Here is a 17,993-nt window from a genome sequence, read left to right on the forward strand (position 1 = left end):
CCCTCCACCGCGAAGCGAGGTGCACATGGCGAAGAACGGATCGCTCGACGTCCTCATCGCGCTCTACCTGATCCCCGACCTCGCACGCCGGGACTTCGACGCGTGCACCCGGCTCGTCGACGACTTCGCGGTGTCCACCGCGGGCCTCGCGCTCATCGTCAGGGACACCCACGGCGAGGTCCACGTCAAGGAGACCGGCGACCACGCAGTGCGCAACGGCCTCACCAAAGGCGCCCGCCTGGGCCTCGTCATGGGGCTGTTCGCGCTGCCGCTCATCGGCCTGACGGTCACCGGCGGCGCGGCGCTCGGCGCGCTGGCCGGGGCGTTCGCGCGCCGCCGGATGCTGGCCGGGATCGCCGACAAGATGCGCGAGGCCCTGCCCCCGGGATCGGCCGGGATCATCGCCGTCTACGGCCATCCCCACGCCGACGCAGTGGGCCGGGTCCTGCCGAACGCCATTCGGACCGCCACCGCACAGATCGAGCAAGGGTCCCCCGGCGAGCTCACAGAGGGCCTGCAGAAGGCCTCGGCCGGCCTGGCGGGCTGAGACAGGCCAGGCCGCACCCGACGGGCCCGCGAAGCGGTTCGCCGACCCGGCACCGGACCGAGAAGGCGAGCGTCCATGATCCGCCTGATCGAGGGACTTCCGGGCGGCGTGATCGGCATCGAGGCGATCGGCACCGTGACAGCCGACGATGACCGGGCCGTCGTCACGCCGGAGCTGCACCGCTCTCGTGGGAGCGCATCGCCGTCGTGACGGGCCTGACCGCGGTTCGCGCCCGCTGATTCTTGATTCATTCCAGAAACTAGGCCACACTTCGGCGCGTGCCATCGACTGCGGAGTTCGAGCGCATGTTGCGCGGGGCTGCTCTGCGCGTGACGCGTCCTCGGGTAGCGGTGCTGTCCGCGGTGCACGACCATCCGCACGCCGACACGGCCTCGATCATCGGTATCGTGCGTGATGCTCTCGGCGAGGTGTCCCACCAGGCCGTCTACGACGTGCTGCGCGCGCTGACTACCGCGGGCCTGGTGCGGTGCATCCAGCCGCCGGGCTCCGCGGCGCGCTACGAGTCGCGGGTCGGGGACAACCACCACCACGTCGTGTGCCGGTCGTGCGGCGCCATCGCCGATGTCGACTGCGCCGTCGGCACCACGCCCTGCCTGACCGCGTCCGACGACCACGGCTTCGCGATCGACGAGGCCGAGGTCATCTACTGGGGCCTGTGCCCCGCCTGCTCCACCACAACGCCCACCCTGTGATCACGGAAGGAAGTCCCGTGTCTGACGAGCACGTCACCGTCGAGAGCAAGATGAACGAGCAGGAGGCCGGCGGCTGTCCGGTCTCGGCCGGCCGCTTCAAGCACCCGACCGAGGGCGGGAGCAACCGAGACTGGTGGCCGAACCAGCTCAACCTGAAGATCCTCCGCAAGCACCCCGCCGTCGCCAACCCGATGGGCGAGGACTTCGACTACGCCACCGAGTTCAAGACCGTCGACCTGGACGAGCTGGCCAAGGACGTCGATGCGGTGCTGACGACGTCCCAGGACTGGTGGCCGGCCGACTTCGGCCACTACGGCGGATTCATGATCCGGATGGCGTGGCACAGCGCGGGCACGTACCGCGTCGACGACGGCCGCGGAGGTGCGGGCGCCGGCATGCAGCGCTTCGCCCCGATCAACAGCTGGCCGGACAACGGGAACCTGGACAAGGCGCGCCGACTGCTGTGGCCGGTGAAGAAGAAGTGGGGCCGCAAGATCTCCTGGGCCGACCTGATGATCTTCACGGGCAACCGCGCCCTGGAGACCATGGGTTTCAAGACCTTCGGTTTCGCCGGCGGCCGCGCCGACGTCTGGGAGCCGGACGAGGACGTCTACTGGGGCCCGGAGCGCACCTGGCTCGGCGACGAGCGCTACACCGGTGACCGGGAGCTCGAGAAGCCGCTGGCCGCCGTCCAGATGGGCCTCATCTACGTCAACCCGGAGGGCCCGAACGGCAACCCGGACCCGCTGGCCTCGGCCCGCGACATCCGCGAGACGTTCGCCCGGATGGCGATGAACGACGAGGAGACCGTCGCGCTGATCGCCGGCGGGCACACCTTCGGCAAGACCCACGGCGCGGCCGACCCGGACAAGTACGTCGGCCCCGAGCCCGAGGGCGCTTCCATCGAGGAGCAGGGCCTGGGTTGGAAGCAGAGCTACGGCAGCGGCAAGGGCCGGGACACGATCACCAGCGGACTCGAGGTCACCTGGACCTCCACGCCGACGCAGTGGAGCAACGGCTTCTTCGACAACCTGTTCGGCTACGAGTGGGAGCTGACCAAGAGCCCCGCCGGGGCCTACCAGTGGGTGGCGAAGGACGGCGCGGGCGCCAACACCGTGCCGGACCCGGAGACCAACGAGCTCAACCGTCCGCCGACGATGCTGACGACCGACATCGCGCTGCGCGTCGACCCGATCTACGAGGCGATCTCGCGGCGCTTCCACCAGAACCCAGACGAGTTCGCCGACGCGTTCGCTCGCGCCTGGTACAAGCTGACGCACCGCGACATGGGCCCGATCCAGCGCTACCTCGGCCCGCTGGTGCCGCAGGAGGAGCTGCTCTGGCAGGACCCGGTCCCGGCCGTGGACCACGAGCTGGTGTCGGCCGACGACGTCGCCGCGCTCAAGCAGAAGATCCTCGACTCGGGCCTGTCGGTCTCGCAGCTGGTCTCCGCCGCGTGGGCGGCGGCCTCCTCGTTCCGCATCAGCGACAAGCGCGGTGGCGCGAACGGCGGCCGCATCCGCCTCGAGCCGCAGCGCGACTGGGAGGTCAACGACCCCGACCAGCTGGCGCAGGTGATCCGCACGCTGGAGGGCATCCAGGAGGAGTTCAACTCCTCCGCGACCGGCGGCAAGAAGGTCTCGTTCGCCGACCTCGTCGTGCTCGGCGGCGCCGCCGCGGTCGAGAAGGCCGCGAAGGACGCCGGTCACGATGTCCAGGTGCCGTTCACCCCGGGCCGCACGGACGCGACCCAGGAGAAGACCGACGTCGAGTCGTTCTCGTACCTCGAGCCGACCGCCGACGGCTTCCGCAACTACCGCGGCAAGGGGCACCGCCTGCCCGGCGAGTACCTGCTCGTCGACCGGGCGAACCTGCTGAGCCTGAGTGCGCCGGAGATGACCGTCCTGGTCGGTGGCCTGCGCGTGCTGGGCGCGAACACCGGCGGGTCCACCGCGGGTGTGTTCACCGACAAGCCGGGCACGCTGACCAACGACTTCTTCACGAACCTGCTCGACATGGGCATCGAGTGGAAGTCGGTGGCCGGCGACGACAATGCCTTCGAGGCCCGCGACCACGCCACCGGCGAGGTCAAGTGGACCGGTAGCCGCGTCGACCTCGTCTTCGGCTCGAACTCCGAGCTGCGGGCCCTCGCGGAGGTCTACGCGAGCGACGACGCGAAGGAGAAGTTCGTGCGCGACTTCGTCGCCGCGTGGGACAAGGTCATGATGCTCGACCGGTACGACCTGGTCTGATCCCCGGCTGATCCCGATGTCCAGGTCGGCCGCTCTGCGGCCGACCTGGACCACCGCGAGATCAGGATCGGCAGGCACCCGGTCCGCCGAAACCGACTCGCACCCCTGAGCCCGCACGCAGGAACCGGCCCGGCCGCTACGGCCGGGCCGGTTCCTGGCGCCGGGTCAGGCCGGAGCCGGCAGGTCGTCCAACTCGACGAGCCGGTGAATCATCAGAAATCGCGTTGCCGCTCCCTCGTCGTCTCGGGCTGGCTCCGGTCGCTCATGGCCGAGGTCGCCAGGTCCGCGGACAGGCGCGCTGCGGACTCCCTGCGGGCTCCAGGCGAGAGATAGGCCTCTGACCGGTGCGAACACCCTTCCCCACACGTTGAACCGGAACGAATCACGGCAGATCGGCCACCAGCGGCGATACCGGGGACACCCGCACTGACCTGCGTGGACCTGCTCCGCGGTTCGTCGTGATCCATCGCCTTGGTGAGTGCCCTGACGAACGATCGACGATGCCAGGCTTGCCCGGTGACGCACCCATGCGATTCACCGATGTGACGGTGCACAGCGATATGCGGAAAAGCTATTCTGAACGGTGCGATCAGAGAATGAATTCCTAGCTCCGCAATTCAAGGATAGCATGGGCGGGGAGAGCGTCGACAGGCCCCCTTTCGAGCAGGAGTTGGAGGCGGAGACCCGGCAGATCCGCCGGCTGCATGCGCTGCTCGCCACCGAGCTCGCGGCCACCACGGCCCGGGCGCAGGGCATGCTGGCCGCGCCGACGGGCGGGGAGCTCAGCGCCCGCTGGGAGCGCGACGTCTCCGTGCACCGCTGGTCCGGGCGGGTGGCCGCGCTGACCGCCGCCCGCTCGGGGTTGTGCTTCGGTCGGCTCGACCACACCGACAGGTCGACGAGCTACATCGGCCGCATCGGGCTCACCGATCCCGCGGATTCCGAAAGCGCGCTCATCGACTGGCGGGCGCCCGCCGCCCGGCCGTTCTACTGCGCAACGTTGGCCACGCCACTCGGCGTGACCCGGCGACGGCATTTCCAGCTCGCCGGGACGGCGCCCGACGAGCGGGTCGCGACTTTCCACGACGATGTGCTGGACCGGGCAGCCCTCGCGCGCGCCGATTCCGAATCCGCTTCCGATCCGGCGCTGCTCGCCGCGCTGAGGGCGCCGCGCGGGTCGACGATGCGCGACATCGTGACGACGATCCAGGCCGAGCAGGACGCGATCATCCGGCTGCCGCTCTCCGGCGTCGTCGTGATCGAGGGCGGCCCGGGGACCGGGAAAACCGCTGTTGCGCTGCACCGCGTCGCCTACCTGCTCTACACCCATCGCGAGCGGCTGGCCCGCAGCGGCGTGCTGGTCGTCGGTCCCAGTGCCGGGTTCATCCGGTACGTCGGAGGCGTGCTCCCCGCGCTGGGCGAGTCGGCGGTGGTGTTCACCACTCCCGGCCGACTGGCGCACGGCGTCGTCGCGACCGCCGTCGATCAGGACGAGGCGGCCCGCACGAAGGGCGGGCTGGCGATGCTGGACGTACTGCGCCGCGCCGTCGCCGAGCGGCAGGAGCTGCCCGGGTCGCCGATCGCGATCGAGCTCGACGACGTCACCGTCGAGATCGACCGTGCGACGGCGGCAGAAGCCAGGAGACGCGCCCGGGCCACCGGCCTGCCCCACAACGCTGCACGGACGACGTTCCGCGACACGCTCGGCAGCCTGCTCGTCCAGCAGGGCGTCGAGCGGCTCGACCAGGACCTGGAGGACCCGCCCGAGCTCGCCGACATCCTCCGCGAGCTCAGCGATCTCCCGGAGATCGCGCCGGCAGGTGCGGCGCAGGTGTCGGCAGAGCTGCGCCACGGGTTGCGCGACGACCTGCGCTCGGACCTCGGCTTCCACGCGGCGGTCGAGCGGCTCTGGCCGGTGCTGACCCCGCAGCAGCTCCTCGCCGAACTCTTCGCGTCGCCGGACCGGCTGGCCTCGGCCGGCGGCGGGATCGACCTCTCCGGGCTGTACCGCGCCGAGGGCTCCGCGTGGACGGTGGCGGACGCGCCGCTGCTCGACGAGCTGGCCGAGCTGCTCGGTCCCCCGCCCGGCCCGCCGGGTGGGCGGGGCGAGCCGGAGCGCGAACCCGACAGCGCCTACGCCGCGGAGGTACTGAGCATCCTGGAGTCGGCCGACCGCCAGCTCGCCGGGGAAGATCCCGACGAGCTGCGCCCGACCGACTTCGTCACCGCGGACGTGCTCGCTGCCCGGCAGGTTCCCGAGCACCTCATGACCGTCGCCGAGCGGGCGGCCGCCGACCGGGACTGGCGGTTCGGGCATCTCGTCGTCGACGAGGCGCAGGAGCTCTCCGCCATGGACTGGCACGTCCTGCTGCGGCGCTGCCCTTCCCGTTCGATCACCGCGGTGGGCGACCTCGCGCAGCGCAGCGCCCCCGCGGGAGCGCATGCGTGGGCGGACGTGCTCTCCCCGCACCTCGGTTCCCGGTGGACCCACCGGACGCTCACGGTGAACTACCGGACGCCCGCCGAGATCATGGCGCCGGCCGCTGCCGTGCTGGCCGAGTTCGCGCCCGACCGGCAGCCGCCCGAATCGGTGCGGGCGACGGGCGAGGATCCGTGGCAGCGCACCGTGCCCGCGACCGACCTCGCAGCCGAGGTGCGCAAGGTCGTCGAGGCGGAGGTGGCGCGGCTGGGCCACGGGACGCTGGCGGTGATCGCCGCCGACCCGACGCATGTCCTGGGGGTCAACGCCGCGGCGGAGCAGGGCGGGGATCCCCAGGTGAAACAACTGAACGGCCTTGCCGGTCTTCCCGCCCAGGTGCACACCCCGGTGTCGGCAAAAGGTCTCGAGTTCGACGCCGTCGTGATCGTCGACCCGGAGCGGATCCGGGCACACAACCCCGCCGACCTCTACGTCTCGATGACCCGCGCCACCCAGCGGCTCGGGCTGCTGCACGTCGAGCACTGAGGCGGCACGACCACGCAGACCGTGTGGGGTCCTCGCCGGGTGCACACACTTTGCGAGGACCTCACGAGGTCTTCGAAGTGACGAACGGCGGGGCCGGTTAGCCCGCCGACCAGGCAAAACAGCCCGCCGCCGGACGTTGAAGCGGAACGAATCCCGGCCGAACAGCCACCAGCGGCGATACCGGGGACACCCGCACTGACCTGCGTGGACCTGCTTCGCGGTTCGTCGTGACCTCTCGCTGTTGGTGGGGCTCCTGACGAACGGCGGTCGTGGCCCGTCACTACCCACGCGCTACCGGGGCGCGGCCTGCCGACCGATGAGCGGATCGGCGGGCCGAGGCTCGGCGGGAGGGCGCTGGCACCTTTGATCGAACACCGTCCCTGCAGCGGCTGCACCGCTGTTTTCCGAGCCTCGGCTCGGACTACTCTGCGCCGAGCGCGGGTGCCACGGAACCCCCGACCCCCCGCGGCACTGTGGCAGACGTCGGGGCGCGGCCCGGGACGCGCCCCGGCCCCGAGATCCGCTTCGGGTCATCCGTCCTTACGCGCGGCGCTGGCGCGGGACGCCCGGGACGCGTCCCGGGCCGCCTCGGTCGCCCCCTGAGTGGTCTCCTGCGTCGCTTCCTGCGTCGCTTCCTGGGTCGCTTCCACCGCGCGGGACGTGGCGTGGCTCACCGCGTCAAGCACCGGTGTGCCGATGCTGAGCAAGGCCTTTGCGAACTCGCGCTGCGCCGCGAGTGCCTCCTGAGCAGCGTCGAACCAGGCGTCAACGAGCCGGTCCGGACCCGGAACGTCGCCCGTGCGGCCCGCCCCCAAGCCGATGACGGTCTGCGCCGTCTCGCCCCAGCTGCGGATCGCGGTCGACATCGCTTCCTGGCCAGTTCGGGCGGCACGGGTGATGTGCTCCTGGGCAGTTGCGGTCATGGTGTCTCCCCACTTCCTGACCTCGTGACGGCACGGGCGGATCGCTGTCACCCCTCGACCACCCTGGGCCAAGGCCGGCCTCTGACCATGCGGCCCACCTGACTCGCCGCATCGACCGGCGCGGCCACGGATCCCAACCCGCATCGAACGTACGGGGCAACCGAGCTGACACAAGACCAGCGCGAGCACATCACGGAGAACGCACCACGCAGTTCCTCCGCCCGCGCCGGGTCGCGGCCGAGCCGGTGAACTGACCGGGGTAATCGGGACCGAACGACCTGCTCCCCCCACACAAACACAATCAGTGACGTTATGCCCAACAGGGACTCTGACTCGGCCCCGTGGAATTCGTGGCGGCCCCACGTCCTCCCCTTTTCGAGATCCGGCAGTGGCGATACGGTGCCGACGGCGCGGGATGGACGGCGATCGGATGATCAACACTCGGGAAGCCGCCTGGGAGCGGGGCCTGAACGCCCTGCGCCGCTACGCCGCGGTCAAGGGCACGGCGCGGGTCCCACCCGGCGCCCGCGCCGACGGGGTGGAGGTCGGAGCGTGGGCGGCGGCGCAACGTGCGCAGTACTGGGCGGGCGCGCTCGCCCCGCAGCGGGTCGCACTGCTGGAGCGCCTTCCCGGCTGGGACTGGAGCGGGGCCCATCAGCGGAAATGGGAGTCGCGGCTAGCCGCGCTGACGCGGTATGTGCGCGCCCACCCCACCGCGCAGGTCCCTGCCGGGGCTGTCATCGATCACGTGCACATCGGCGCGTGGGCCGCCGCCCAGCGCGCTGCGTACGTCGCGGGCACGCTGCCCGCCTGCAACGCCGGCCTCCTCGAAGCGCTTCCCGGTTGGACCTGGGCAACCGAGGACCGATCCCACGTGTGAATTCCGAACTGGACGGGCAATGCGACAAATTTGATCGTGTTCTCGGTTGCCCTGGGGAGTGGCCTCCGGGAAGTGGAACGTCGGAGAGGAACATTCGCTGCGGTGAGGACGTATGCCACGATCAGGTTACCGCGTGATTAGCTGAGTGAAAGGTCGTCCGTCACGACAAGTACCCGTCAGGACGCTGAACTGCGACAACCCGACGCGCTACACGTTGAACCGGAACTCCACCACATCCCCGTCGGCCATCACGTAGTCCTTGCCCTCCATGCGCACCTTGCCGGCGGCCTTGGCCGCGGCCATCGAGCCGGCCTCGACGAGGTCGTCGTAGGACACGATCTCGGCCTTGATGAAGCCGCGCTCGAAGTCGGTGTGGATCACACCGGCGGCCTGCGGCGCGGTGGCGCCCTTCTTGATCGTCCAAGCCCGGGCCTCCTTGGGGCCCGCGGTCAGGTAGGTCTGCAGGCCGAGGGTGTGGAACCCGGCGCGGGCCAGTGCATTGAGGCCCGGCTCGTCCTGCCCGATCGACTCCAGCAGCTCGGCGGCCGACTCGTCGTCGAGCTCGAGCAGCTCGGACTCGACCTTCGCGTCGAGGAACACCGCATCGGCCGGGGCCACCATCGCGGCCAGCTCCTTGCGGCGGGCCTCGTCGGTGAGCACGCCCTCGTCGGCATTGAAGACGTAGAGGAACGGTTTGGTGGTCAGCAGCGACAGCTCGCGCAGCGGGGCACGGTCGACGCCCGCGGCGAACAGCGTGGTGCCGCCGTTGAGGATCTGCTGCGCGGCCTCGGCGGCCTCCAGAACCACCCGGCGGTCCTTCTGCATCCGGGCTTCCTTCTGCAGCCGCGGGATCGCCTTCTCCAGCGTCTGCAGGTCGGCCAGGATCAGCTCGGTCGCGATGGTCTCGATGTCGGCGGAGGGGTCGACCGCACCGTCGACGTGGACGACGTCGGGGTCGTCGAACACCCGCACGACCTGGCAGATCGCGTCGGACTCGCGGATGTTGGCCAGGAACTTGTTGCCCAGCCCGGCGCCCTCGGACGCGCCCTTGACGATCCCGGCGATGTCGACGAACGACACCGTGGCCGGCACGACCTTGGCCGAGGCGAACATCTTCGCCAGCACGCCGAGCCGGGGGTCGGGCAGCGGCACCACGCCGACGTTGGGCTCGATCGTCGCGAACGGGTAGTTCGCGGCCAGCACGTCGTTCCGGGTCAGCGCATTGAACAGAGTCGACTTGCCCACGTTGGGCAGGCCGACGATGCCGAGGGTGAGACTCACGATATCCAGGGTAGACGCGGACGCCGTGGTGCCGGCGGGCGCCGCCGTGGCATGAGAGCGCCCTCATCCGGCTCTCATCGTCGCGCCACGGCCGGCGGCGAGCGTGGCGGGCATGACCCGCATCCCGCCGTCCGCGCCGCTGCTCGCGTCGGAGATCGACCCGCGCTGGCCGGCGCCGCTGCGGCTGCTCCTCGGTCCGCGCCACCGAGCTGCTGCGGGCCGCCCTCGGTGCCGTCGACCGCGGCGAACACCCGCCCGTGCCCGTGCACGGCGACTTCTACGAGGCCCAGCTGCTCGTCGCGGGCGGCGCGGTCACCGGGCTGCTCGACGTCGACACGACCGGGTGCGTCGGCGCCGCCCTGAGCGGGCTCGGCCCGGCCGGCGCGGGCGTCGCGTTCGCCGACGGCGACGGTTCGCGCGCGGACGACGTGCGGCCGATCAGCGTCGACAGCGCCGACCCCGGCAACCCGGCCCCGGCCGACCTCTCGCCGGAGTCCGCGGACTCCCCGCTGGAGAGCGTGGACGACTCGATCGGCTCGCCCGTCGGCAGCCCGGACGACACCCCGGCGGGGACGGCCCCGACACCCCCGAGGACACCCCGGGCCACGACTGATCCCCGCCCCGCCCGAGCTCCCCGGAACCCTTGGGTCCGGGAAGCTCGGGCGTTGACCCATCACCCGATCGCGTGACACGGCTAACGAGAGCCGCAGTCCATCGATGCTCCTTGTAGATCAATGTGGTTACGACGTCCGGCCCAACGAACGGTGGTGCGCTCGTGCGGTTCCCCTCCCGCCAACTCCTGGTCGCAGGCTCGGTCCTGGGAGCGCTGTCGGCGAGCGGCACGGCGGCGGTCCATCTGACCGCGGCCGCAATGCAGGCGCCCGAGGTCGCCCTCCCGCAGTTCGCGCCCGGCCTGTCGAACGCGGCGACCGGCATCCCGGCCCCCACCGCCCCGACACCGACCCTGACCACGCCGATCTCCGGCGCGCAGATCGCCGGGCACGCCTTCACCCAGGCTCAGGACAAGGCGGCGGCCATCGCCGCAGCCCAGCAGCAGGCGGAGGCCGAGCGGGCGGCCGCCGAGCAGCGCGCGGCCGCGGCCGCACAGTCCCCGGCGGCGCAGGCCGACCACGACCGGGAGCAGATGCGCGAGGAGCTGCGCCGCGCGATCCGCCAGGCGTGCGACGGCGGGAACCTGCGCGGCCCCATCTGCCAGGCCGCCGACTGACCCTCGGCCGCCGCGTCAGGGCAGCTCGTCGAGCCGGTACCCCATGCCGCGGACCGTCACGATCCGCTCCGCGCCGAGCTTGCGCCGCAGGTAGCGGACGTAGACGTCGACCACGTTGGACCCCGGGTCGAAGTCGTAGCCCCACACGTGGCTGAGCAGCTGCTCGCGGGACGGCACCTGCCCGGGATGGCGCAGGAACGTCTCGGCGAGCGCGAACTCCCGGGCCGACAGGTCCACCGTCCGTCCGCCGACCTCGGCCTGCCGCGTCCGCAGGTCCGGTCTCAGCCCGCCGTGGGCGAGCACGGTCATCTCGGCCGAGCGGTCGGCGGTCAGTCCCAGCCGCACCCGGGCGAGCAGCTCCTCGAACCGGAACGGCTTGGGCATGTAGTCGTCGGCACCGCCCTCCAGCCCGGCGACGGTGTCCCCGACGCTGTCCCGCGCGGTCAAGATGATCACCGGAATCGGGTTGCGTTCGTCGCGGAGCCTGCGCAGCACCGAGAACCCGTCCGTCCCGGGCACCCCGATGTCGAGCACCAGCAGGTCGAAGCCGCCGGTCATCGCGTAGTCGTGGGCCGACGGGCCGTCGGACACCCAGAACCGCAGCTCACCACCCGCCGGCTGAGAACCGATCGCGATCCGGTCCCGGCTGCGGTGTACCGGCAGGCGTTGTCCGCCAACGCGATCAGCGCCTGCGTGACCCGCTGCGGGTCGAGCACGCAGTCGACTTGAGCGGCGGTCTCCACCACCCATTCCCGGTCGCCGAGCCCGGCCAGCTTGCCCAGGACATCCGCGGTCGGCGCGGCGACGTCGACGGGCGCGGGATGCAGGAACGCCAGCTGGCCGAAACGGGTCTGCAGCAGCAGGTCGGAGACCAGAGGAACTTCTCGTTCGGCCGCGCCAGGTTGTAGGTGATCGCGAGCTTCAGCACCTCGTTCACGGACGCGACCCGCCGGCCGGTGGTCGGGTTGATCCCGATTCGGTGAGCGCCGCGAACTCGCCGACCTCGGCGCGCAGCGACGCGTCCACCCGCTCGTCGATGCCCTGGATCAGCAGCCGCCAGGTCACGAACGTGACGACGGCCAGCGCTGCGAGCACCAGCAACAGGACCCAGCCGATGATCCGGGTGCGCGCCGACGAGGGCCGCGGCAGCAGCCGGCGGCGCGACGGCGCGGGCTCGGCCTGCGTGGTCATCGACGTCCTCGGGGTTCGCGATGATGATCCACGACCATCGTCGCGGAGATCGGCGGAGGCGCCGGGGCCGGGCGGTCAACCGTCGTCATCGCCGGCGCCGGGCCACCGGGCCCGGACGCGGAGCGCAGCGCAGCGCAGCGCCACGAAGCCGAGCGTGACCCCGGCGACCAGCGGCACCGCGGTCACGACGAGCAGCGGGACGCGCACCCTTCCGAGGCGCGCCCTCCCGGGTGGAGAGTGGATGAGACGCGCACGAGAGCCCTCTCATGCGGCGCCGCCCGGCCCGGCGGCCACGTCCGATTCCCGCCAGAATCAGGGTGCGCGCGGGTGGCAGCATCGACGCCGTGCTACTCGACCAGGACCGTTGCTACCGCGCCGTCGCCTCCCGCGACGCACGCTTCGACGGGCTGTTCATCACCGCCGTGCGCACGACCCGGATCTACTGCCGCCCGTCCTGCCCGGCGACGACCCCCAAGCGCGCCAACGTCGAGTTCCTGCCGACCGCGGGTGCCGCACAGCAGCGCGGCTACCGGGCCTGCCGGCGCTGCCTGCCCGACGCCGTTCCGGGCTCCCCGGACTGGAACAGCCGCGCCGACCTCGCCGCCCGCGCGATGCGGCTGATCACCGACGGTGTCGTCGAGCGCGACGGAGTCACCGGCCTCGCCGCACGCCTCGGCTACTCCGAGCGGCAGCTGAACCGGGTGCTGAGCGCCGAACTCGGTGCCGGCCCGCTCACGCTGGCCCGGGCGCACCGCGCGCACACCGCACGGCTGCTCATCGAGACCACGCCGCTGGGCATGGCCGACGTCGCGTTCGCGGCCGGATTCGCGAGCGTCCGGCAGTTCAACGACACCGTGCGCGAGGTCTACGGGGTGCCGCCGACGACGCTGCGCACCGAGTCCCGTAACCGCCGGGGCCCGGTGCCCGCGGTGGCCGGAACCCTCGTGCTGCGGCTGCCGTACCGCCGGCCGTTCGACGCCGCCGGGCTGCTGAACTTCTTCGCCGCCCGCGCACTCGACGGTGTCGAGTCCGTCGCGGACGGCACGTACCGGCGCACGCTGCGGCTGCCCCACGGCGCCGCCACCGTCGCGCTGACTCCCGCCGACGGGCACGTCGCCGCCACGCTGCGGCTGGCCGATCCGCGCGATCTGGGGCCGGCGGTGGCGCGGCTGCGCCGGATGCTGGACCTGGACGCGGATCCGGTCGCGATCGACGAGGTGCTCGGCGCCGACCCCGCACTGGCGGCGTCGGTTGCCGCCACTCCCGGGATCCGGCTGGCGGGGACCGTCGACGGCACCGAGCAGGCCGTGCGCGCGGTGCTCGGCCAGCAGGTCTCGGTGGCCGGCGCCCGCACCACGACCTCCCGGCTGACCGCGGCGCTCGGCGAGCGGCTGCCGGCGGCACTCGCCGCCGGCGGTCCCGACCTGTTGTTCCCCACCGCCGAGGCGATCGCCGAGCGCGGCGCCGAGGCGATGACCGGGCCTGCCCGCCGGACCGCGTCCGTGGTCGGGCTGGCCGCGGCCGTGGCCGACGGCACGCTCGTGCTCGACCCGGCGCGCGACCCCGACGACCTGCACGCCGCGCTCACCGCGCTGCCCGGGATCGGGCCGTGGACCGCCGGCTATCTGTCCATCCGCCTGCTCGGGGCGCCCGACGAACTGCTGCCCGGCGATCTCGCCGTCCGTCGTGGCGCCGGGGTGCTCGGCCTCCCATCCGATGTGGATGGTCTGAGCCGGCACGCCGGGCGCTGGCGCCCCTGGCGGTCCTACGCCGCCACCCACCTGTGGCGGGCAGCCGCCACCAACCCACGTACCCGGAGGAACGCATGACCGGCAACGACACCGCAACATGGTCCACACTGGACACTGTGATCGGCCCGTTCACCGCCGTGGTGGACGCCGACGGGGCCGTGCTGGCCTCGGGCTGGACCGCGGACCTGGACGCGCTGCTGCCGCAGGTGCACCTGTCGCTGCGGCCGTCCACGCTGACCCACGGCGACCTGGGCCCCGCGGGGGCGGCCGTCACCCGCTACCACGACGGCGACCTGTCCGCGGTCGACGACGTCCCCGTCCGGCAGCGCTCCGGCGGGTTCCTCGAGCACGCCTGGGAGGTGCTGCGCACGGTCCCGGCCGGCAGCCCGGTGAGCTACACCGAGTACGCCGCCAAGGCCGGCCGGCCCGCGGCGATCCGGGCCGCCGCGTCGGCCTGCGCCCGCAACGCCGCGGCGCTGTTCGTGCCGTGCCATCGGGTGCTGCGCTCGGACGGCTCGCTGGGCGGGTTCCGCTGGGGTGTCGGCGTGAAGCGGTGGCTGCTCGACCACGAGTCGCAGAACTGCGCTTCACGTACTGCGTGAGGCGTAGGAGCTCGGCCGGGTGACGGTGCCGCCGACCCAGGCGGTCGCCACGGCCCTCCGGACGCGGCGGCACGGATCCGCCCTCCCGGGCCGGGCCTCCCGGATCGACCGTCTGTTCGACCGCCCGCCGAGCGGGGAACGCCGCTGGCCGTCCCCCGGCCGGGTGCCGGGCGTGCCGGGCGGGAACTGTCGGACGCCGGGTGCACAGTGTCGGCGTGGATCTCGTGACAGCGGTGAACGTGCTGCTCATCGGGCTGCTCGTCGGGCTGGCCGTCGGCGCCGGCGTCACCTGGCTGTTCGCCGGGTCCCGGCAGAAGGTGGCGGCCGCGGAGGCCGGCCGCCGGGCCGCCGACGCCTCGGCCGGTGCCCGTGCCGAGGCCGCCGGCCTGCGTGCCGAACGGGCCGGGCTGCTGGAGCGCATCGAGGACCTCACCGAGCAGGTCGGGCAGACCGGCGAGCGGCTGCGCCGGGCCGAGTCCGAGGCAGCGGCCGCCGCCGCGGCGCTGCGCAGCGAGCGCGAGGCGAGTGCCGCCCGCGAGGAGCTGATCGCGCGCCGCGACGAAGAGCTCAAGCAGGCCTTCCGGGCGCTGTCGGCCGACGCGCTCGCCCGCAACAACGAGCAGTTCGTCGCGCTCGCCGAGGGCCGCATCAAGGAGGCCACCGCCGCGCTGGCCGCCAAGGCCGAGGGCGATGCCACCGCCCGCGCACAGGCCATCGGCGCCCTGCTCGACCCGATGACGGCCACGCTGCAGCGCGTCGAGGGCCAGCTGCGGAGCGTCGAGAAGGAGCGCGAGTCCGCCTACGCCGGGCTGCGCGAGCAGGTCACCGCGATGCACCGCAGCTCCGAGCAGTTGCAGAACGAGACCAAGCAGCTGGTCAACGCGCTGCGCGCGCCGCAGGTTCGCGGCCGCTGGGGCGAGCTGCAGCTCGAGCGGATCGTGCAGCTCGCCGGCATGGTCGAACACTGCGACTTCTCCACGCAGGTCACCGCGGGCGGCGAGGGCGGCGTGATCCGCCCGGACATGATCGTGCACCTGGCCGGCGGCAAGCAGATCGTCGTCGACGCGAAGGTGCCGTTCGCCGCATACCTGGAGGCGGTGGAGAGCCGCGACCCCGAGGTGCACGCCGAGCGGCTCACCGCGCACTCCCGCCAACTGCGCCAGCACGTCGACGCGCTGGCCGCCAAGGCCTACTGGGCGGCGTTCGAGCCGACCCCGGAGTTCGTGGTGCTGTTCGTTCCCGGCGACCCGTTCCTCGAGGCCGCGCTGCAGGCCGACCCGTCGCTGCTGGAGCACGCGTTCTCCCGCAACGTCGTCGTGGCCACCCCGACCACGCTGATCGCGCTGCTGCGCACGGTCGCCTACAGCTGGCGGCAGGAGGCCCTCGCCCGCAACGCCGCGCAGGTCCACCAGCTCGGCAAGGAGCTGCACGGCCGGCTGGCTACCATGGGCACGCACATCGCCAAGCTCGGCCGTAGCCTCGACACCGCGGTCGACAGCTACAACAAGACGGTGTCGTCGCTGGAGTCGCGCGTGCTGGTCACGGCGCGCAAGCTCACGGAACTGAAGGTCGCCGACGACGAGCTCGCCACGCCCGGGCAGGTCGAACGGGCCCCGCGCACCGTGGCTGCTCCGGAGCTGGTCGCCTCGGCCGCGGATTCCCTGGTCGCGCTGCACGAGGTGACTCGTGACGGTGGCCGCGAGCAGGGCCGCGAACACGCCGCCGACACCGACGACGAGCCTCGGGCTACCGTGAACGGGTGACGGCTTCCCGGGGTGCTGCGTCCGGACAGAAGAGGCAGCCGGCGTCCAGCGGGCGCTGGCCCGTCTCGGAACGCTCCATCCTGGGCACCGTACTGGGGATCCCGCCGCTGGCGGCGGTCGGTGTCGCCCTCGCCTTCACCGCGCTCGGCGTGCTCGTCGACATCCTGCGTCTGGGCACCCTCGGGACCATCTTCAAGATCTGCTACTTCGCCGGCTGCGTGCTGGCCGTGGCCTGGGTCCGGCGGCGGAACCTGTTCGGCCCGATGGTGCAACCGCCGCTGCTCATCGCGGTCGCGGTGCCCGTCGTGGTGCTGCTCGTCGGTTCGCCGGGGCCCGGCGCCGGGATCACTCAGAAGCTCCTCGTGATCGGCGCCCCGTTGATCAACGCCTTCCCGACGATGGCGGTCACCACCGGCGTCGTCGTGGCCCTCGGGGCCGCACGACTGCTGCTGCAGCGCGGCGACCGTCGCGGCCGCCCGGCCGCCCGGCCGGGCGGCAACCGCACTCCCCGCGGATCGGCCCGCGGCGGCGGCTCCGGCGCGACCGGCCGCGGCCGGTCGGCGGGGACGGGCCGGGGCGGCAGCGCGACAGGACGCGGCGGCGGAACCGGCCGGGGCGGCACCGGGTCGGGCCGGACCGGCGGTACCCGCGACACCTCCACCCGCGGCGGACCCCGTGACGCCCCGCGCGAGGCCGTGCCCCATGGCAGCGGCGCCCGGGGGCCGGGCGGCGCCGGCGCGACCCGCAACCCCGGCCGCGGCGGCGACCCCGGATACGGCTCGCCCCGGACCGGCGCCCCGCGCGCCGGCGGATCTACCGGACAGCGCGGTTCGGACGCAGCTCGCGGGGCAGGGAGAACGTCAGCGTTTCCTCCGCGGTATTGATCTCCTCGACGTCCTCCCAGCCGCGCTCGGCCAGGTAGTCGATCACGCCGCGGACGAGCACCTCGGGCACGGACGCGCCGCTGGTCAGGCCGATCGTCTGCACCCCGTCCAGCCAGGCGTCGTCGATCTCCCGAGCGAAGTCGATCAGGTGCGCGGCGCCCGCGCCGGCAGACAGCGCAACCTCGACCAGCCGCACCGAGTTCGACGAGTTGCGCGAGCCGACCACCAGCACCAGGTCGCACTGCGGGGCCATCGCCTTGACCGCGACCTGCCGGTTCTGGGTGGCGTAGCAGATGTCGTCGCTCGGCGGGTTCTGCAGCGTCGGGAACCGCTCGCGCAGCGCCCGCACCGTCTCCATGGTCTCGTCGACGCTCAGCGTCGTCTGCGAGAGCCACACGACCTTCTCCGGGTCGCGCACGGTCACCGCCGCGACGTCATCAGCGGTCTCGACGAGCTGGATGTGCGCGGGCGCCTCACCGGCGGTGCCCTCGACCTCCTCGTGGCCACGGTGGCCGACGAGCAGGATGTCGTAGTCCTCGCGGGCGAACCGCTTCGCCTCCTGGTGCACCTTCGTGACCAGCGGGCACGTCGCGTCGATCGTGCGCAGCTCGCGTCCGCGGGCCTGGTCGCGGACGGCCGGCGAGACGCCGTGCGCGGAGAACACCACGAGGGCCCCCGGGGGTGCCTCGTCGGTCTCGTCGACGAAGATCGCGCCGCGTTCGCTGAGCGTCTCCACGACGTGGCGGTTGTGGACGATCTGCTTACGCACGTAGACCGGCGGTCCGTGCTGCTCCAGCGCCTGCTCCACGGCCTCGACGGCCCGGTCGACGCCGGCACAGTAGCCACGCGGCTTGGCCAGCAGGATGCGCTTGCTCATCGATCCGGACATGTCCGCCAGGGTACGGGGAGGGCAGCAGACGGGCTGCGGCGTGACGGCCCGGGTGACGGGACCCACGCCCACCCGGTGCCGGATTCGTCCGCCCCCGGGTGCCGCGCCGCGCAGGACAGGGGAG

At 72.6% G+C, this 17,993-nt stretch carries 18 protein-coding genes; 12 read left to right on the top strand and 6 right to left on the bottom strand.

Annotated features, from left to right (window positions below):
• Nucleotides 1-25 precede the first annotated feature (25 nt).
• The 5 genes from HF526_RS14685 to HF526_RS14700 all read left to right on the top strand — a co-directional run bounded on the left by HF526_RS14685 (nucleotide 26) and on the right by HF526_RS14700 (nucleotide 6,477).
• A complete protein-coding gene (locus HF526_RS14685) occupies nucleotides 26-547 on the top strand; it encodes a DUF1269 domain-containing protein (RefSeq protein ID WP_169381988.1) in 522 nt (173 codons plus the stop codon).
• A 75-nt stretch (nucleotides 548-622) separates the two neighbouring features.
• Nucleotides 623-757 (top strand): hypothetical protein, encoded by a 135-nt coding sequence (locus HF526_RS36375; protein WP_275404014.1) that lies wholly within the window; start codon nucleotides 623-625, stop codon nucleotides 755-757.
• Between the two features lie 68 nt (nucleotides 758-825).
• Nucleotides 826-1,260 (top strand): transcriptional repressor, encoded by a 435-nt coding sequence (locus HF526_RS14690; RefSeq protein WP_169381989.1) that lies wholly within the window; start codon nucleotides 826-828, stop codon nucleotides 1,258-1,260.
• 50 nt (nucleotides 1,261-1,310) lie between these two features.
• Nucleotides 1,311-3,512 carry a catalase/peroxidase HPI gene (katG, locus tag HF526_RS14695; RefSeq protein WP_169382044.1) on the top strand — a complete coding sequence of 734 codons (2,202 nt, stop codon included), beginning with the start codon at nucleotides 1,311-1,313 and terminating at the stop codon, nucleotides 3,510-3,512.
• Between the two features lie 628 nt (nucleotides 3,513-4,140).
• Nucleotides 4,141-6,477, top strand: coding sequence for a UvrD-helicase domain-containing protein (locus HF526_RS14700; RefSeq protein ID WP_169381990.1), 2,337 nt, complete (start codon nucleotides 4,141-4,143; stop codon nucleotides 6,475-6,477).
• 530 nt (nucleotides 6,478-7,007) lie between these two features.
• Here the strand turns inward: HF526_RS14700 and HF526_RS14705 are convergent.
• On the bottom strand, nucleotides 7,008-7,400 hold the full coding sequence (locus tag HF526_RS14705; RefSeq protein ID WP_169381991.1) for a hypothetical protein: 393 nt from the start codon (nucleotides 7,398-7,400) through the stop codon (nucleotides 7,008-7,010).
• A 430-nt stretch (nucleotides 7,401-7,830) separates the two neighbouring features.
• Here HF526_RS14705 and HF526_RS14710 point away from each other — a divergent pair, with 430 nt between their 5' ends.
• Nucleotides 7,831-8,280 (top strand): helicase associated domain-containing protein, encoded by a 450-nt coding sequence (locus tag HF526_RS14710; protein WP_169381992.1) that lies wholly within the window; start codon nucleotides 7,831-7,833, stop codon nucleotides 8,278-8,280.
• Between the two features lie 207 nt (nucleotides 8,281-8,487).
• On the opposite strand, the gene ychF is transcribed toward HF526_RS14710, so the two are convergent.
• The gene (ychF, locus tag HF526_RS14715; RefSeq protein WP_169381993.1) at nucleotides 8,488-9,561 is read right to left on the bottom strand and encodes a redox-regulated ATPase YchF; all 1,074 of its coding nucleotides are present in this window, start codon (nucleotides 9,559-9,561) and stop codon (nucleotides 8,488-8,490) included.
• 257 nt (nucleotides 9,562-9,818) lie between these two features.
• Here ychF and HF526_RS14720 point away from each other — a divergent pair, with 257 nt between their 5' ends.
• On the top strand, nucleotides 9,819-10,250 hold the full coding sequence (locus tag HF526_RS14720) for a hypothetical protein (protein WP_169381994.1): 432 nt from the start codon (nucleotides 9,819-9,821) through the stop codon (nucleotides 10,248-10,250).
• Nucleotides 10,251-10,336: 86 nt separating this feature from the next.
• Nucleotides 10,337-10,789, top strand: coding sequence for a hypothetical protein (locus HF526_RS14725; RefSeq protein ID WP_169381995.1), 453 nt, complete (start codon nucleotides 10,337-10,339; stop codon nucleotides 10,787-10,789).
• Nucleotides 10,790-10,804: 15 nt separating this feature from the next.
• Here HF526_RS14725 and HF526_RS14730 read toward each other — a convergent pair whose 3' ends face one another.
• The 3 genes from HF526_RS14730 to HF526_RS36380 form a co-directional block, all read right to left on the bottom strand.
• Complete coding sequence (locus tag HF526_RS14730) at nucleotides 10,805-11,380, bottom strand: response regulator transcription factor (RefSeq protein ID WP_338051483.1); 576 nt, start codon at nucleotides 11,378-11,380, stop codon at nucleotides 10,805-10,807.
• 342 nt (nucleotides 11,381-11,722) lie between these two features.
• Complete coding sequence (locus tag HF526_RS14735) at nucleotides 11,723-11,980, bottom strand: hypothetical protein (protein ID WP_169381997.1); 258 nt, start codon at nucleotides 11,978-11,980, stop codon at nucleotides 11,723-11,725.
• Between the two features lie 75 nt (nucleotides 11,981-12,055).
• A complete protein-coding gene (locus tag HF526_RS36380) occupies nucleotides 12,056-12,187 on the bottom strand; it encodes a hypothetical protein (RefSeq protein WP_275404015.1) in 132 nt (43 codons plus the stop codon).
• A gap of 137 nt (nucleotides 12,188-12,324) precedes the next feature.
• On the opposite strand from HF526_RS36380, the gene HF526_RS14740 reads away from it, so the two are divergent.
• The 4 genes from HF526_RS14740 (at nucleotide 12,325) to HF526_RS14755 (ending at nucleotide 16,980) form a co-directional block, all read left to right on the top strand.
• Nucleotides 12,325-13,809: an AlkA N-terminal domain-containing protein gene (locus tag HF526_RS14740; RefSeq protein WP_169381998.1), complete on the top strand. Its 1,485-nt coding sequence runs from the start codon at nucleotides 12,325-12,327 to the stop codon at nucleotides 13,807-13,809.
• Entirely contained in the window at nucleotides 13,806-14,333 is a 528-nt protein-coding gene (locus HF526_RS14745; RefSeq protein WP_169381999.1) for a methylated-DNA--[protein]-cysteine S-methyltransferase, read from the top strand. The genes HF526_RS14740 and HF526_RS14745 overlap by 4 nt, the downstream gene beginning before the upstream one ends.
• A 215-nt stretch (nucleotides 14,334-14,548) precedes the next feature.
• The gene (locus HF526_RS14750; RefSeq protein WP_338051484.1) at nucleotides 14,549-16,096 is read left to right on the top strand and encodes a DNA recombination protein RmuC; all 1,548 of its coding nucleotides are present in this window, start codon (nucleotides 14,549-14,551) and stop codon (nucleotides 16,094-16,096) included.
• Nucleotides 16,093-16,980, top strand: coding sequence for a DUF6542 domain-containing protein (locus HF526_RS14755; protein ID WP_169382000.1), 888 nt, complete (start codon nucleotides 16,093-16,095; stop codon nucleotides 16,978-16,980). Before HF526_RS14750 ends, HF526_RS14755 begins: the two co-directional genes overlap by 4 nt.
• Here the strand turns inward: HF526_RS14755 and HF526_RS14760 are convergent.
• On the bottom strand, nucleotides 16,910-17,869 hold the full coding sequence (locus HF526_RS14760; protein WP_169382001.1) for a 4-hydroxy-3-methylbut-2-enyl diphosphate reductase: 960 nt from the start codon (nucleotides 17,867-17,869) through the stop codon (nucleotides 16,910-16,912). The genes HF526_RS14755 and HF526_RS14760 overlap by 71 nt on opposite strands.
• Between the last annotated feature and the right edge of the window lie 124 nt (nucleotides 17,870-17,993).

The organism is Pseudonocardia acidicola, from assembly GCF_012911935.1.
Lineage (GTDB): Bacteria > Actinomycetota > Actinomycetes > Mycobacteriales > Pseudonocardiaceae > Pseudonocardia > Pseudonocardia acidicola.